This window comes from Zavarzinella sp., from assembly GCA_041399155.1.
In the GTDB taxonomy this organism is placed as follows: domain Bacteria; phylum Planctomycetota; class Planctomycetia; order Gemmatales; family Gemmataceae; genus JAWKTI01.
Genome location: JAWKTI010000001.1, coordinates 1,722,984 through 1,740,029, shown reverse-complemented (window position 1 = coordinate 1,740,029; position 17,046 = coordinate 1,722,984). Strand labels below are relative to the sequence as shown.

Sequence of the window (17,046 nt, the reverse complement as noted above, 5' to 3'; positions counted from 1 at the left end):
TATCGCACTTTCAGAGGAGCTTGTTAGCGCTTCAACTGCCAATTTTCATCAAAAAAGTCTGCAGCCACCACTGTAGCGGGTGAACGAGAAGTCGTGGGTGTTCTGGCATCCAGAATTGCCCAGTCCGGCAGTTTGGGGATCTGACGGGCATTATTCAAATAGTCGTACTCGCGAAAAGTAAAGCAACTGTTGATCACAACATACTTTTGGGGATTTAATGGATTAGGGTAAATCATTACCGGGACGTGGTTTGCGTCATATTGTTTCCCGCCAACAGTCACGCCATCCTTGGTCCACTTGATCGGCAGTTTATCTGCAATGGAACGCAGGATGGCATTGCTTGCGGGATCTCCCCACAAAATCAGGTTGCTGGAAGCAATATCTTCTTTAGTGACATCTTTATCCAGTTTTGTGCGTACATCCCCACGAAACTGTTGACGCCAGTGCTTTACACGGTGCTGGTATTCTCGGTCGACAAACTTACCCACCACTTCATTCATTGCCGCATTGGACGGCGTGACCATCAGAAAACGATCCAAAAAGGCGTCATCAATGGGTCCTTGCAATCCAGGCTGTTTCATCAGAGAACTGTTTTCGGGTGGGGCAGCAATTTGCCAACGATCCCCAATTTTTCGAAATTTTCCAGCAAATGCTTCGCTTTTATCAACCATTCCTGCTTCGATCATCTGACCATCAATCACGATTTTTACTGCCAGATTGCTTTTCAGCATGCCATTTTTGACTGGAATATCAAAGGAAAAGGCAGTTAAACCGCTTGTTTTGATCTGAATCTGGTTATTGTCCAGCAACGTACCTTCAATTTGTGCCCGTGTCCAGTGTTCCTGCATCCCATTGATGCTTAACCAGTAACTCTGATGGTAACGCAGGGTCCAGGTAGTAAATTTTACTTCTTTCGGGCAAAGTGGCTTGCCTGCTTTCACAATGGCATCGATTCGGCGATCAATTTCTTTTTTCGCTTCTGGATGATAACTGTGGGCGGTTTTTGGACCGATAATGTGTACCAGATCCAGCCCCACTTCTTTCATTGCCTTAGCCATGATGTCGGCTGCCTGTTTCTGTCGATCAATTTCCCCGCTGTAGGCAACCGTGGGCAGGTTAAACAGGTTCAAAGCATAATCAGTGCAATCGTACATGTGCCACAATTTCTGCTCGTAAGGGGTGGGCTGCAAAGTTTCTTTCTGAAAAACTTTTAAGAAATCAGGTGTCTCACTGAATCCTGCACCTGGTGCGGCTGCCACCCACAAGTGGGGATAATGCACAGCAAAGTGCCAGGCTGCAGCACCACCCATTGAGAAACCCCGCATGACAATTCGGTTAGAATCGATGCGATAATTCGCCCGAATGTGATCCAGAGTTTCAAAGCAGTCCACCTCGCCTGCCAGTTTGTTGGCGCAGCAATAACGCCCATATAAATGGACAACAATTGCATTCTCGGGCACAAACTGCCCCGCATTCGTTAATCGTTGTTGAATGAAGTTCAATTCGCTCAACGTTTCTCCCCGACCGTGGCACCAGATATCTAGTCGATGCTTTTCGTCGCCTTTTGCTTGATAAGATTTGGGAACAACCAGGCCATAAGGCTGGATGGAATCGTCCAGTTTCGATTGGTAACCACGCACCACCAGACCAGTTTCCGTTAGCCAGGGGGCATTGCCGGTCATCAGTGCGTTAGCCCGTTGAATTCCAATTTCGATTTGCTTTTTGGCATATGGCACTTCTTTGGGTGCATCAAAGATTTCGTTGTATCGCAGTGCGTAATCCACAGATTTGTAAAATACCAAGACATCGGGCAGCAAACCGACCAGTTCTGGTTTCTGGGCAATCGAAGATTTTAACTGATCAATTTTCTGAGCAAATCCTTTTAATAAACCTTCCAGTTCTGCTTTCTGTGCTGCGGTGGGTGGTGTTTTCGGCAACGGAGGCACTGGTCGCACCTGATCGACCACATTATCACCGGGCCCATCAGCGAGTACGGAAAAGATGCACAGCCCACTGAACAACAAGGCGATCAATACGTTTTTCATGAATCGACCCAATAATATAACTCTGTAATTGCCAAATTTATGGCTTTTTCACATTTTTTCACAGGGATAATTGTTTTCAAGACAATTGGATGGGAGAACTGATGAGATATATGCTGTGTAGCCTGCTGATTGCGGCGGGTGGAATGTGGGTAAGTGCTGCGGATTGGCCTCAGTTTCGTGGGCCTGAAGGGAATGGGATATATACTGGTCCCGCCTTACCGTCAAAGTGGGGCATTGATACCAATGTCGCGTGGGTAACAAAGGTGTCAGGCAGTGGTTGGTCTTCTCCAATCATCTGGAATGGTCAGGTTTATCTCACAACTGCCGTCAACACTGATCAATCGTTGTCGTTGCGGGCGATCAGTTTCGATCAAAAGTCAGGGAAACAAGTGCTCGATGAACTATTATTTGAAATTCCCACCGGAAAAACTGCCCGCATCCACTCAAAAAATAGCCATGCCAGTTCAACTGCCTGTGCAGCGGGAGATTCGATCGTCTTTCACTTTGGTCACAATGGCACTGCTTGCCTGGACAAAACCGGCAAAATTGTCTGGAAGCGTGAAGGTCTCTATCAGCGACCAGTCCATGGAAATGGTGGGTCACCGATTATTGTTAATGAAAAAGTAATATTCAGTTGCGATGCGGCTGATGTTCAGAAAGTGGTAGCACTTGACCTGAAATCTGGCAAAACAGTCTGGGAGACCCCACGTTCAGTCAAGGCGGGGCGGACGTTTTCGTTTTCTACTCCCACAGTATTGAGCCAGGGAGACAAAACTGTGGTTCTGAGTGCTGGCAGCAACATGATTGGTGCGTACGAGCTGGAAACTGGCAAAGAGGTCTGGAAAAGCGAATTTAACGGCTATTCCCTGATTCCCAAACCCCTGATTCATGACGCAACTGTCTATGTGGCAACGGGTTATGACCGACCTCAAGTTCAGGCGATCCGCATTGGTGGTACAGGAGATATTACAAAAACTGCTCGGGCGTGGGACACGAACAAAGCCGCACCTCACACTCCCTCGATGCTGATTGTTGACGGGAATCTGTACATGGTTTCCGATGGTGGGATTTTGACATGTCTGGATGCAAAATCTGGCGAAATTCATTGGTCAGAGCGAATTAAAGGAAAATATTCTGCGTCACTATTTGCTGAAAAGGGCAAAATTTATGCCACCAGCGAAGAAGGGAACGTCACCATTGTTGCGCCAGGCAAGAATTTTGAGGTATTATCTGAAATCGACTTAAAAGAACGCACCTTCGCATCATTTGGTGCTGTTGATGGTGCGTTATTTGTCCGCACAGAAAGTAAATTGTACTGTTTCAAGACAAAGTAAATATTTTCCGAATTCAGTTCTTCTTTTTGGGTGGGTTCTTTTTCTTTGGTGTGGGATTGAGATTTTTCGTGGGTAGCTGTGCCCCGACGTCCGTTCGCCATTTTTTCAGATCTTCAAACAATTCCGAAACCTTGGCAGGCATTTTCTCTGTCAGGTTCACCTTTTCACCCACGTCGTTAGCCAGATCGTAAAGTTCCTTGTTGCCCGTTTCAAAAAACTCCACCAGTCGATAATTGCCTTTGCGGATGGCACTATAGGGTGTTGCACCACCTGGGTGGTAATGTGGGTAATGCCAGTAGATCGCATCCCGTTCTAATGAATGAGAGCCTTTTAATAATGGTACCAGGCTTTTGCCATCAACAACATGGTTTTCCGGTATTTTGGCCCCCACAATCTCAGCGACTGTGGGCAACACGTCAACGGTAATGATTGGCTCGGTGGATACTGATCCTGCTTTCGTAACTCCCGGCCAGTAAACGATGTACGGCACACGCACCCCACCTTCGTATGCACTTCCCTTACCAGCACGGAATGGGACGTTGCTGGTAATCGGCTGCTTTCCACCTCCCAGCAGTCCACCATTATCGGAAGTGAAGATGATGACTGTATTCTCATCAAGTTTTAAGTCTTTCAGCTTGGCCCGAATCGCACCCATCGCATCATCAACACTTTCCACCAACCCCGCGTAGACAGGGTTCTGGTGTGGCAATTTCGGGTCGATTTTCTGTCGGTATTTCTCAATGACTTCCTTTTTGGCCATCAAAGGTGTGTGAACTGCATAATGCGGAAGGTATATAAAGAAAGGCTTATCTTTCTGTTCTTCAATGAATTTGCAGGCTTCCGCTGCTTCCCGATCGGTCAGAAATTCGCCCACAGGTCCTTCAGGAAGGGTGGGGATTTTGTAAGGGGCATGGTATGATGGTGGCTGCCCACGAAAGTAGCCGCCCACGTTTTTATCAAAACCTTGGTTTTCCGGATAATAGTCTTCTTTTCCCAAGTGCCACTTCCCGATTGATATCGTGGCATAACCAGCTTTTTTCAATATTTTTGCCATGTTGCTGGTATCCTTGGAAAGATACATCTGCCAATCCGGGACGCTGAGTGGGGCATCAGGTCGCTTGTGGCCTTCAATCCAATCGGTAATGTGTAAGCGTGCGGGATATTGCCCAGTCAGCATCGCTGCGCGTGTCGGAGAACACACCGTACATGCGGAATAACCATTTGTGAAACGCATGCCATCACGTGCTAATTGGTCGATATTCGGTGTCTGGTAAAATTTACTGCCAAAGCACCCCAGATCGGTAGTGCCAAGATCATCCACCAGAACGACAATCACATTCATTGGTCTGGCATTCGCATCTGGCAGTGCCGTAAAGCAGCATAATACTGCTGACAAAATAAGTAACTTGAGGTAGTTCATCGTTCTATCCAGAATTCAATTGTTCAGGTATTAGGCCAAAAGTGAAGCCATTCCGCAAGGAAAAGTTCTTGAAATCAGTGTTATTCGTAAGCAATTCGCGAGGTAATGTTGGAATTGACAGCACGCAATGCGGGAATGATTCCGGCAAGAAGTGCCACGCCCAGTGAAAGTGCGACGATACGCAGGGACTCTTTCCAAGGAATCAGCAATTCAAAAATAAAGCCCGATTCCTCCCGTACGATGACATTGAGCAGAAACCATTCCATCGGTAGGCCCATCGCAAATCCAAGGATAGTGCCTAATAATCCCATCAGCAATGCTTCCCAAAGGATGCTTTTCATTACTTGCCAACGTGTGCCACCGATCGCCTGCAGGAGACCAAGCTCGCGCCTGCGTTGGATAATGGAAATTAACAACGCATTCACCACACCCAGCATTGCCACAATTCCGATGATGTATTGCTGCATGTACGCAACGGAATATAGCCGTTCAATGACATCCGTCAGGTATTTGCGTACGGAATCCCGATCCTGGAACAGAATTCCTTTGGCATTGGTGTAATCTCGGAGCTTGTTGTACGCAACAGTTTTTTCAGCTTGTGGATCAAAAAACACATGCACCGTGTCTACCAGATAGTCTGCAAATAATTCTCGGTATACGGCAAGATCGATAAAAATGGTTCCCTGGTTCCAGGAATAATCCTGGCCGATCCCCACCACTTCAAAGGGAATTGGTCCTTTAGGCGAAGGGACAGGAATATAGTCCCCAACTTTAATTTTCCATTTCTCGGCAAAATTATCTGAGACGACTGTGACACGTCCCTGCGAAAGCTTTCCAAAAAGTTCCAGTTTCGGCAAACCAGTGGGTAATCTTTTCCTGACAGAGCGGTAATAAGTGTCCGCATCAATTGCAATGGTGAGAATGTAGGTGCCTTGATATTCTGCTCGATAAAAGCGAAAGCCAACAGTCGCTTCCACCCCAGGCAGCTTGTCGATATCGGTCATCGTACTGGCTGGCATTGGAGTAAACGAACTGTTGGCAGTGGCCAGATTACCCCAGAATACAATCGCATCGGCCTGAATTACCTGATCCAGCCATTCCCGCACCGGCACTTCATTACTTTTACCCACACCAGCCGTTTGGAACATCAATGCAACACCCGCTGCCAAGGCACCCGTGACCAGTCCAGTTCTGCCGGGGGCTCTCAAAAGATTGTCCGCGGCCAGTCGCGCTTCCACGCCGAGGAAAATTTTCAGGATGGGGTGGAGAGTTTTGGCAAGCACTGCAACCAGAACTGGCATGGCCAGGAATAGCCCTGTCAGTACCATCGTCATTCCAAACAGTGATCCAATTCGTTCTGGCAAGTGGTTGCGGGCCAGGATCAACCCGATTCCCGCTGAGATCATCAGAAAAATCGTGCAATAGTAGATCCGTTGCAGCCAGCGTCCGGATTTCCCGGATCGGCGACGCACGGATTCGGCAGGCTCATGATTTGCTGCTTGAATTGAAGGGAGAAGTGCTGCAAACAGAGTGGTGATAATGCCTGCAACTACCGCGATACCAGCGATCCACCAGGTCAGTTCCGGCTTGGCAACATTGCCATTAATAAAAACAGATTGCAGTTCATCGCCAAAGGTCCCCACCACAGTGTCGCATAAAAATACACCCAGAGGGATACCCAAAACAGCACCGAAGAACCCTAATACAATCGCTTCGTTGGTAAAGATACTGGCAATCGTAAGTCTGGTGGCACCCAGTGAACGCAATATTCCTATATCGTGCTGACGTTCAGCAACAGTAACGGATAGTGCGTTGTAGACAATGAACAAGCCCACAATCAGTGATGCCAGTGAGCAGATATTCAAAGTAACTTTAATCCCACCGATGACCTGCTGTGTGGATTTGCGGTTATCTTCCGGCGTGCGAACTTTCGCCTGATTCTTGATCAGACTGGTAATTTCCTGCTGAATCTGCCCGCGGTCGGTTTTGGGGTGCAGATAACAGTCGATACGGCTGACTTTTCTGGGAAGAGCTACTTTTCCGTTCAGATTCCTTTGGGTGGGATTGGCTAATTGTCGCACATCCGTAATCACCAGACTATCCATGTAAGGTGCCACTGGTGAATCAGGTGGGATATCAATAATTGCCAGAATCTGAAAATTTTCAATTTCTGAAGTTAATCGAAGTTGAAAGGGGTCGTTGGCGGATTTACCTTTGGCAAGTCGAGCATTGTGCAGATTCCGGCTAATGAGAATGGGCTTTTGGGTCACTGCAAAAGGGTTGACAATTTCATACTGAATTCGCAGATCATTGTTTTGTTGGTTAACCTGAGCTGCATCAAATTCGATTCCCAGCAGGATCCCCGGCCGGCCATCCAATTCAGGAAGTGCTACTCGTTCAAATATGATCGGAGCTGCTTTTCTCAATCCTTGAGGTTGATTGGCACGGATTGTTTCCAGAATAGACCAGTCAACACCCGCTTCTCCATTGGAAATATACAAGTCGGCACTATCTGCCGGAATAGTAGAATCAAACGCTGCAATCTCGATATACCGATTCAGCATTTGTGCGGAAACCAGTGTGGCCACGCCCAGTGCAATACTGAAAATGACGAGCAGGGTTCTTTCCCAACGTCTTCTCAGGTAACGCCAACTGATTGCACGAAATAACTGAAACATGGCATTGGCCTGCTAAACAGCGGATGAAGTTTGCCGGGACAGTATTTCGGTATTTGCCAAGAGTCCGTCTCTGATGTGAAAAATCCGGTCACCGTACTCGGCAGCGGTGCGGTCGTGGGTCACCATCACTAGCGACCTGCCCATTGATTTGGGAATATCCTGCAATAACGACAGAATTGCTTTGCTGGTGTTCGAATCCAGGTTCCCGGTGGGTTCGTCGCACAGCACAATTTCCGGTTCAGAAATGAGCGCACGGGCAATGGCGACTCGTTGCATTTCCCCACCCGACATTTGATCTGGAAAATGATCCACACGGTGGGATATGCCCACGTAGTCTAGCAGTTGACGAGCTTTTTTCAGCGACGGGCCCCGCCTTTGTTTTCCCAGTAACAGTGGCAGAGCCACGTTTTCATCGCTGCGTAAAGTGGGCAATAAATTAAAGAACTGAAAAACAAACCCTAATTTGGTTCGTCGCAGTCGGGAACGATCTCGGTCTGAAAGTTCCTGCAAGTCCTGGCCGTGGAATAACACCCGACCAGTGGTGGGGGTATCAAGCGTTCCAAGCATGTGCAATAAGGTGGATTTTCCAGATCCAGATGGGCCCATAATCGATACAAACTCGCCTGCATTGATGGTCAGCGAAACGCCTTTCACAGCCTGGATCAGGTTTTCACCTTGCGTGTACTGTTTGGTAACATCGACCAGTTCCATCATGTTGCTAGATACCGTTGTGGTTGGAATCGCCCGTAGGTCAGTGAGTCAGTTTTTTGTAACGCATGCGGTGGGGTTGATCTGCTTCAGCTCCCAGTCTCGCGCGGCGATTTTCTTCATATGCCTGATAATTGCCGTCAAACCATACTACGTTGCTATCGTTTTCAAAGGCAAGAATGTGGGTAGCAACCCGGTCCAAAAACCAGCGATCGTGGCTAATCACCACAGCACAGCCACCAAAATTCAGCAATGCTTCTTCCAGTGCACGCAGGGTATCCACATCCAGGTCGTTGGTGGGTTCGTCCAACAGCAGCAGGTTGCCGCCACTACGTAGCAGTTTTGCCAGGTGAACGCGATTCCGCTCCCCACCAGAAAGGACACCCACTTTACGCTGCTGGTCTGGTCCTTTAAAGTTAAAGCGAGAAACGTAACCACGGCTGGCAACTCGCCGTTTGCCCAGCATCAGGTGGTCGGTGCCACCGGTAATTTCTTCAAAAACACTGGCATCGGGATTCAAAGAATCGCGATTTTGATCCACATAAGCAACCTGAACCGTTTCCCCGACTCGTAAAGTACCGGAATCCGGTTTTTCCTGCCCCACGATCATCCGGAACAGGGTGGTTTTCCCCGCACCATTGGGGCCGATGATTCCCACAATTCCCCCACGTGGGAGGTCGAAATTCAGATTTTCAAACAAAAGCCGGTCGCCAAACGCTTTCGAAACACCTTCGGCACGCACCACCAGATCTCCCAAGGTGGGGCCAGGCGGGATCTGCATCAGTACTTCGTCGTCTTTTTCTTCATAGTCCTGGGCGGCTAATTTTTCGTAAGCCTGCAAACGGGCTTTACTTTTGGCAAGTCGACCTTTTGGCGAGGTTTTCACCCACTCCAATTCCCGAGACAATGTTTTCTGGCGGGCGGTTTCTGTTTTTTCTTCTAATGCCAGACGTGCTCGTTTTTTATCGAGAAACACGCTGTAGTTCCCTTCGTAAGGGAAGCCACGACCGCGATCAAGTTCCAGAATCCATTTTGCGACGTTATCCAGGAAGTATCGATCGTGGGTTACCGCTACCACGGTGCCAGGGTATTCTTCCAGATGCCGCTCCAGCCAGAATACTGAGTCAGCATCCAGGTGGTTCGTGGGTTCATCCAGTAGTAATAAATCTGGCTTCTTCAGTAACATTTTGCACAATGCTACCCGACGCCGTTCACCACCCGATAGCTGGGCGACATCCGCTTCAGGTGGGGGCAATCGCATCGCATCCATGGCGATTTCCAGCTGTCGATCCAGATCATAGGCATTTGTCGCATCAATTCTGGTCTGAACTCGATCCATTTCCGCCATTAATTTGTCGAATTCTTCTGGAGATGCTTCTGCCATTTTCTCGCCAATTTGTTCCTGTTGAGTTAGCAAATCGCGAATTGGCTGTACCGCTTCTTCAACGTTTTCCCGTACGGTACCAGGCGTCAATTGGGGCTCTTGAGGAACATAACCTATGGAAATGCCGTTTTCCGCACGTGCTGTGCCAATGAAGTCGGTATCCTGCAGTGCCATAATCCGTAACAACGTACTTTTCCCAGAACCATTGGAACCAAGCACGCCAATTTTGGCACCGGGATAAAATGCCAACCAAATGTCCTTCAAAATTTCTTTCTGATCGTACATTTTGGTTAGTTTTTCGATCTGAAAGATGTAACGCTCCGACATAACTTTCCTGCACCGTGGGATGTTCAACCAAACAAATAGTATACCGCTTTCGGCAGACTTGTCTTAACAACTATTCCCAGGTAGTGGTTGGAACAATTTGAATCCTTCACGTTGATTTAACTGTGCAAAGACTTGCGGGAATAACCGGATTTAACCAAATATTGGCAAATTTTTCTGCAAAAATTGAGGTTTCAGTCGCCGTTTTCGACTTTTTTTCGCCATTTTGCAATTTTCCCGAAAAAAGTGATCAATGGAGCATGCGAAAAGGCAATATATATTGTTGTGCGATGTCCTCCACGTGATTTGGGCCTCACACCAGTGGAGGAATAGTTGCTTGCCAGTTTCGGTTATGGTAACATACGCCACATATCGATAGATTTTTGGAAGCACACGACAAGGTTCGCATTCAGCGCATGTCCGTGCGTGACCTGCCAGAATGATCCCGCCAGGAAAGTCATCATGAAATATATGCTGTGGGCTTGTTGGATATCATTAACCACCACGACGCTGGGTGCAGCAGAGAAATCGCGTGTTGATTTCAATCGCGACGTTAAGCCGATCCTTTCGGACCATTGTTTTGCATGCCACGGACCGGATGCGAACAAACGAAAGGCAAACCTTCGCTTTGACATCGAAACAGATGCCAAGTCTGTTCTGGAAAGTGGTATGGTCGCCATCGTACCGAAAAATCCTGATAAAAGCGAATTAATGGCACGTGTGCTGGCAACAGATGAAGAGATGATGCCACCGAAGCACACTGGCAAACCCTTGAATGCCAAGCAGATTCAAATGCTGAAGGACTGGATTACTGCCGGTGCGGAATACCAGGATCACTGGGCATTTCGACCAATCAAACGCCCAGAACTGAAAGACTTGCCCCCAGCATCAAATGCATTAGATCGCTTGATTTTACAGAAGCTGGTTCAGCGAAATTTATCAATGGCTAAGAAGGCAGACGCTCACACCCTCTTGAGAAGATTGTCTTTTGATCTGCGTGGGTTACCACCAACGCCAGCGGAACTGGCTGAATTCAGCAAGGATCCCTCGCAGGCGAATTATGCGAAGTTTGTCGAGCAGTATCTTGCATCGCCCCACTATGGGGAACGGATGGCGATATTCTGGTTGGACATTGTGCGTTACGCTGATTCCGTTGGCTACCATGGTGATCAACCTGTGACAGTGTGGCCCTTTCGGGATTATGTAATTGCCAGTTTTAACAGCAATAAACGGTTCGACGTTTTCTCACGCGAACAACTTGCTGGCGATCTGATGCCCACCCCCACGGTGGAACAGCAGATTGCCAGTGGGTATAACCGCCTGGGAATGATGAGTGCCGAAGGTGGTGTACAACCAAAAGAATATCTTGCAAAATACGCTGCAGAACGTGTGCGTGCGTTTGGCGGGGGCTGGTTAGGACTAACCACCGGATGTGCTGAATGCCACGACCACAAGTTTGATCCGTTTACTACGAAGGATTTTTATCGACTGGAAGCATTCTTTTCGGACATTCAGGAAAGGGGGCTTTACAGTGGTAACAACTTTGGTTCATCAATTACATTGCCAACTGAAGAGCAAAACAAAGAATTGGCGAAGCGAAATGCACACGTAAACCAACTTCAAACGGAAGTTAATCAACAGCAGATGTTGGTCCAGAAGCAATTTTCGAACCTTCCGAAAATGCTTCCATTGGGTGCAGCCATGGCTGTGAAAACGATATTGTTGCCGAAAAACAAGGCAAATTTTGATAAGGCTTTTAATCAATATCTTACTGCTCTACCAGCTTACAAACAATTACAAGCGAAATTGCAGCAGGCGACCCAGCAACGGAATCAATTTCAGAATTCCCTGCCATCGACTTTAGTAACTGTTACCGTCGCACCCCGCGAGATCCGTGTATTGCCACGTGGGAACTGGATGGACACAACAGGGGAGGTGGTGCTACCTGGTTTTCCCGAATTCCTTACTCCCAACAAGGAAGGAAAGCGAATGAACCGGCTGGATCTTGCGAACTGGTTGTTTACGAAGGAAAATCCATTGACCGCAAGGGTGATGGTCAATCGACTTTGGAAGCTGTACTTTGGTGAAGGTATTTCCCGCAAGGTGGACGATCTGGGATCTCAAGGAGAAGCACCCACCCATCCTGAGTTACTTGATTATCTTGCCAGCGAGTTCATTGATTCCGGCTGGGATATCAAGGGTTTGATCCGACAGATCGTTACATCAGATACTTACCAGCAGAGTTCGTTTGCTCCACAGGAAAAGTGGAATCTCGATCCAGATAATCTCTGGTATGCACGTCAAACTTCGACCCGCTTGCCAGCTGAAATGATTCGGGATCACCTTCTGAGTGTGGCTGGGTTACTTTCTCCCAAAGTGGGCGGGCCAAGCGCCAAGCCATATCAGCCGGCAGGTTATTGGTCTTTCCTGAATTTTCCAAGGCGGGAGTGGCAAAACGATCAGGGCGAAGGTCTGTATCGACGTGGATTGTACACCCACTGGCAAAGACAATATCTGCACCCAGCATTAATGTTATTTGATGCACCCAGCCGGGAAGAGTGCACGCCAATGCGGGAATCTTCGAATACCCCATTGCAATCACTGGTGTTACTAAACGCACCAGAATTCGTAGAAGCATCACGGATGTTCGCCACAAGATTGTTGAAAGAGCAGGGCACCGATGAAGACCGCATCAAGCGTGGATTTCTGTTGGCAATCAATCGACCAGCGACCGATAAAGAAGTTGCAATTCTGCTCGATTATTATCGCACACAAAAAGCCCACTATCAGGATAAACTTCCCGAAGCAAATGCACTGCTTTCCATAGGTTCAAGTAAATTGGATACTACACTGAATCCGGCAGATCTTGCTGCCTGGACAAATGTTTGTCGAACCATTTTCAACTTACACGCCACTATCACGAGAAATTAACATGAACAATCAATTCACCTCATCGACTCGACGTGCGTTTCTGGGCAAATCCTCTCAAGGGTTGGGTGCCGTTGCTTTGGGATCAATGATTGCGAATGAAAATTCTGCCGAAGAAAAAGTAGAACGTGCGATACCAAAATTACACCACCCGGTGAAAGCCAAAAGAGTGATCTGGCTGTACATGGCAGGTGGAATGACGCACCTGGAAACATTTGATCCCAAGCCAAAGCTGGCCGCAATGCACGGCAAGCCGATGCCGGATTCTGTTACCAAGGGGCAGCAAATTGCCCAGTTGCAAGGTGCAAAATTGAACTGTTTCGCCCCGCAGCATCCGTTTGTAAAATCTGGCAAATCGGGTCTGGAAATCAGCAGCATCTTTCCCAAACTGGCCAGCCAGTGTGCGGACGATATGTGCATCATACGCTCGATGCACACCGATGCAATTAATCATGACCCTGCCCACACACTGATGAATACTGGATCGATGATTTCCGGTAGACCTTCCGCAGGTTCCTGGCTTTGGTATGGCCTGGGAAGCGAAGCACAGAATCTTCCAGGTTTTGTCGTCATGGTGTCGACTGGTCGCTTTGGTCAAAGCCAGCCAATTGCCGCTCGCCAATGGCACAGTGGCTTCCTGCCCGGGAAGTACCAGGGAATCCATTTGCGTGGCCAGGGCGATCCTGTTCTGTACGTGCGGAACCCCCAGGGGGTCAACAACGATCAACAACGGCAACTGATTGATACGGTTAATCAGCTGAATCAACTGGAATCGCAACGTGGGTTCGATCCCGAGATCACCACGCGAATCAATCAGTATGAACAGGCATTTCGATTACAGATGGGTGTGCCGGAACTCGTTGATTTCAGCAAAGAACCACAGAAAGTGCTGGATTTGTATGGCACGAAAGGTGGAGATGGGACGTTTGCTTCCAATTGTTTGATGGCACGTCGCCTGGCAGAACGTGGGTGTCGTTTTATCCAACTCTACCATCGAGACTGGGATCATCATGGTTCAGTAAAAACGCATTCGGAAGGTACCGCCAAAGAAGTAGATCAGGGTGTTGCCGCACTGCTGACAGATCTGAAAAACAAAGACATGTTAAAGGATACTCTCATTGTCTTTGGTACTGAATTTGGCAGAACGCCAATGGCTCAGGGCACTGGTCGAGACCACCATCTGGCTGGTTTCAGTATGTGGTTGGCAGGTGGGGGAATCAAGGGCGGCATTTCATACGGCAACACAGACGAGTTTGGTTATTTCGCTGTGGAAAATAAAGTACACGTGAACGATCTCCACGCAACGATGCTGTATCTCATGGGGATTGACCATCGCCGCCTGACTGTGAAGTACCAGGGAAGAGATTTCCGCTTGACCGATATTGCAGGTACGGTGCTGCACCCGATATTAGCTTGATTCGGCAATCGCACGTAATTCGGCGACAATTTCCGTGTGTAAAATTGTTTCCAGTTCAGCCATCAGGCGGGCTACAGGACTGCCATCAATTACACGATGATCGAAATGGAGCCGAACTCTGATTGTTCCATCTGCTGCAAATGGTGCATAATTCAAGCAATAAGTTGTCACGTTGGGAACATTAATTGCGCTGGCGCCTTCAGCGGCAGTAACACTGATGCTGAATGTCCCAGCCATTTTCGATTTCATGGCACCGCTGCCGTGCAAGAGATATCCCCACAGCAGCTTGCGAAGCCACCTGGGCCAGCGAGTGTTGCGAATGAGTCGGCGAAATTCCCCAAATTGTTCGACTGGTTCAGTGCGTAATTTTGTGAGTCTGGCAGCTAATTCTTGCATCGATTGATTCTGCGGTTCTTTGAATTTTGCAAAAAACACGGCAGGCTCGCCTTCAAATTCTCGTTCGATCGCCAGGCTGGTAACCACATGGGGGTGTTGGTAGATCCGTTCCCACGGAAAAGAAAGATAGCTTTGTCGCAGAATTGGGTGACGGGATGAAAGAATCGCCGTAGCCTTCAGAAAAATGATTGTCCATGGTACATGAGGAGTGGATAGCTTGCGGACGTTGATTAATTCTTCCAAATTCATCGTTTTTTCGAAAGCGATACTCGGCACTTGCTTACTTGCGTGTAGCAAATCAGCAATCCACTTGCGAGATTTTGGTACACGCTTTGAAAATCCCTTTTCTTGTTTCATTCGCACATCGCCTATGCAACAATCTTGTAATAGTTTAATGAAAACAAACCAAATATCGAATCAAATCACAGCGTATCGAGAACCAATATGCCAGGAATAGCTTTTGATGCCTGGGTTCAGAATCAGGCAAAATCACTCAGGCAGAACGACCGCCCACCCAGTTCCAAAGAAATGTGGGAAACAAAACGCACAGAATTGCTCAGGCAAATTCATGTGGCTGCGGGCATTCCAGCCGTTGATGATACAGCTTTAAATCCCAACTTACTGAAAACAGAGCAGCGTGAAGGGTATACCATTCAACTGATGACTTTTCAATCGCAGGAGGATATTGCTGTAACTGCCACGTTGTATGTGCCAGTGATTGCTGCAAAAGAAAAAGTGCCTGCAGTACTCTGTGTCCACGGTCATTGGGGCTGGGCCAGGAGGGAACCAACTGTCCACGCACGCTGTGTAGGATTAGTGAAACTTGGCTTTCTGGTGATGGTGGTAGATGCCTTTGGTGCCGGAGAACGCCACCACAATCCTGCACGTGGTCGATATCATGGTTCGCTCTATGGTGCCACATTGTGGCCTTCCGGGCAAACCCTTCTTGGTCGCCAGGTTTACGACAACCACCGTGCTGTGGACTATCTGCTGAGCAGGCCTGATGTCAATGGGAAGATTGGCATCACCGGTGCGAGTGGTGGCGGAAATCAAACAATGTATGCAGGCGCTTTGGACGCACGCATCACTGCAGTGGTACCTGTATGCTCCGTTGGGAATTACCAGGCATATCTTCATGCCGCCTGCTGTTTGTGCGAAGTCTTGCCCAAAGCGCTGACATTCACAGAAGAAGGGAACATCCTCGGATTAGTAGCCCCAAGGGCTCTGATGGTGATTAATGCGGAAAAAGATGGTATTCAATTCAGCCCACCAGAGGCAGAAAAGAGTATTGCCAGTGCGAAACAGATTTTTGCACTTTATGGAAAGGAGAAACACCTGAAGCATGTGGTAATCGATTCTGGACATGATTACAATCTGGCAATGCGGCAGGCGATGTATGGTTGGATGTGCTATCACCTGCAGGGGGTGGGCGATGGTTCCCCCATTATGGAGCCGAAAAGTGTACCAGAAGAAGTAGCTACGCTGACTTGTTATCCAGAACCGGAAAAGCGGCCGAAAAACTTTGGCTTTCTTCCCACGATTGCCGCTGCAGTAGGACGTAAACTGCACCAGCAGCACGACAAACTATTCCCAGATCACAAAGAAATGTGGGAAGCAGATTCCATTTCAATGGGGAAACGGCTGGAAACAATCCTGAATACGCCATCGGTACCACAAGATGCAGCGATCCGTTGGTTAGACCCCAAGGATGAAAATAATTTTCCGTTCGAATTGGAAACCAAAGAGGGTTTTATTCACTACGGTGTTTTTCGTGGTGATCGTAAAGCAGAACAACGAATAGTCCACGTTGTTGTTCACTTGGGCGGTGTAGAAGATGCGATCGAGAAGAAATTGGTGCCAGATAATGCAAAAAACATCATCTTCATTGATTTACGTGCAAGTGGGAAATCAAAATCGAAGTGGGGGCCAGTCGCAGGCTCCCCCGACCACACATCGGCCGAACATGCTATCTGGATTGGTCGCCCACTGCTGGGTTTGTGGCAGCAGGATTTATTAACGCTGATCAAGGCATGGAAAAAGCAACGTGGTTATGATCTGGATCGATTTCGCTTGTATGCTGTTCGTGATTCTGCAGTTGTAGCCATCATTACCGCAGCCACTTCAGATGATGTGGAGGCACTTGAAATCAAGGAAGTTCCTTATTCATTTGTCAGCGATCAACCGTACGCTAGTGGTACCCACCTGGGAACAATCGTACCAGGGATTTTGAATGCCGGAGATATTCCCCATCTCCTGGCTCGTGTTGCGCCCAAGCCTCTGACGATTCAAACGGTATTGTCGCCATTTGGTACACCAATTTCTCCACAAGGGTCCCATGAGGCATTTCGGTTTACCTACCAGGTTTACAAGATTCTCGGTGCAGAAGATGCTATTGAAATCAAAACAAACTGA

10 protein-coding genes are annotated in these 17,046 nt (G+C 48.1%); 4 read left to right on the top strand and 6 right to left on the bottom strand.

The window, feature by feature from the left end; translation table 11 throughout:
• Positions 1-23 precede the first annotated feature (23 nt).
• Entirely contained in the window at positions 24-2,045 is a 2,022-nt protein-coding gene (locus tag R3B84_07175) for a prolyl oligopeptidase family serine peptidase (GenBank protein MEZ6140336.1), read from the bottom strand.
• 101 nt (positions 2,046-2,146) lie between these two features.
• Between R3B84_07175 and R3B84_07170 the strand changes: the two genes are divergently transcribed.
• Entirely contained in the window at positions 2,147-3,379 is a 1,233-nt protein-coding gene (locus tag R3B84_07170; GenBank protein MEZ6140335.1) for a PQQ-binding-like beta-propeller repeat protein, read from the top strand.
• 13 nt (positions 3,380-3,392) lie between these two features.
• Here the strand turns inward: R3B84_07170 and R3B84_07165 are convergent, their stop codons facing one another.
• From R3B84_07165 to ettA, 4 genes are all read right to left on the bottom strand, one after another.
• Positions 3,393-4,799: a sulfatase gene (locus tag R3B84_07165; GenBank protein MEZ6140334.1), complete on the bottom strand. Its 1,407-nt coding sequence runs from the start codon at positions 4,797-4,799 to the stop codon at positions 3,393-3,395.
• A gap of 80 nt (positions 4,800-4,879) precedes the next feature.
• On the bottom strand, positions 4,880-7,477 hold the full coding sequence (locus R3B84_07160) for an FtsX-like permease family protein (GenBank protein ID MEZ6140333.1): 2,598 nt from the start codon (positions 7,475-7,477) through the stop codon (positions 4,880-4,882).
• A 12-nt stretch (positions 7,478-7,489) separates the two neighbouring features.
• A complete protein-coding gene (locus tag R3B84_07155; GenBank protein ID MEZ6140332.1) occupies positions 7,490-8,191 on the bottom strand; it encodes an ABC transporter ATP-binding protein in 702 nt (233 codons plus the stop codon).
• Positions 8,192-8,228: 37 nt separating this feature from the next.
• A complete protein-coding gene (ettA, locus tag R3B84_07150; GenBank protein MEZ6140331.1) occupies positions 8,229-9,896 on the bottom strand; it encodes an energy-dependent translational throttle protein EttA in 1,668 nt (555 codons plus the stop codon).
• A gap of 459 nt (positions 9,897-10,355) precedes the next feature.
• Between ettA and R3B84_07145 the strand changes: the two genes are divergently transcribed.
• Positions 10,356-12,824 (top strand): PSD1 and planctomycete cytochrome C domain-containing protein, encoded by a 2,469-nt coding sequence (locus R3B84_07145; protein ID MEZ6140330.1) that lies wholly within the window; start codon positions 10,356-10,358, stop codon positions 12,822-12,824.
• A 1-nt stretch (position 12,825) separates the two neighbouring features.
• Entirely contained in the window at positions 12,826-14,238 is a 1,413-nt protein-coding gene (locus R3B84_07140) for a DUF1501 domain-containing protein (protein ID MEZ6140329.1), read from the top strand.
• Here the strand turns inward: R3B84_07140 and R3B84_07135 are convergent.
• Entirely contained in the window at positions 14,230-14,991 is a 762-nt protein-coding gene (locus R3B84_07135; GenBank protein ID MEZ6140328.1) for a hypothetical protein, read from the bottom strand. The two genes, R3B84_07140 and R3B84_07135, sit on opposite strands and share 9 nt — an antisense overlap.
• 87 nt (positions 14,992-15,078) lie before the next feature.
• On the opposite strand from R3B84_07135, the gene R3B84_07130 reads away from it, so the two are divergent.
• Positions 15,079-17,046, top strand: coding sequence for an acetylxylan esterase (locus R3B84_07130; protein MEZ6140327.1), 1,968 nt, complete (start codon positions 15,079-15,081; stop codon positions 17,044-17,046).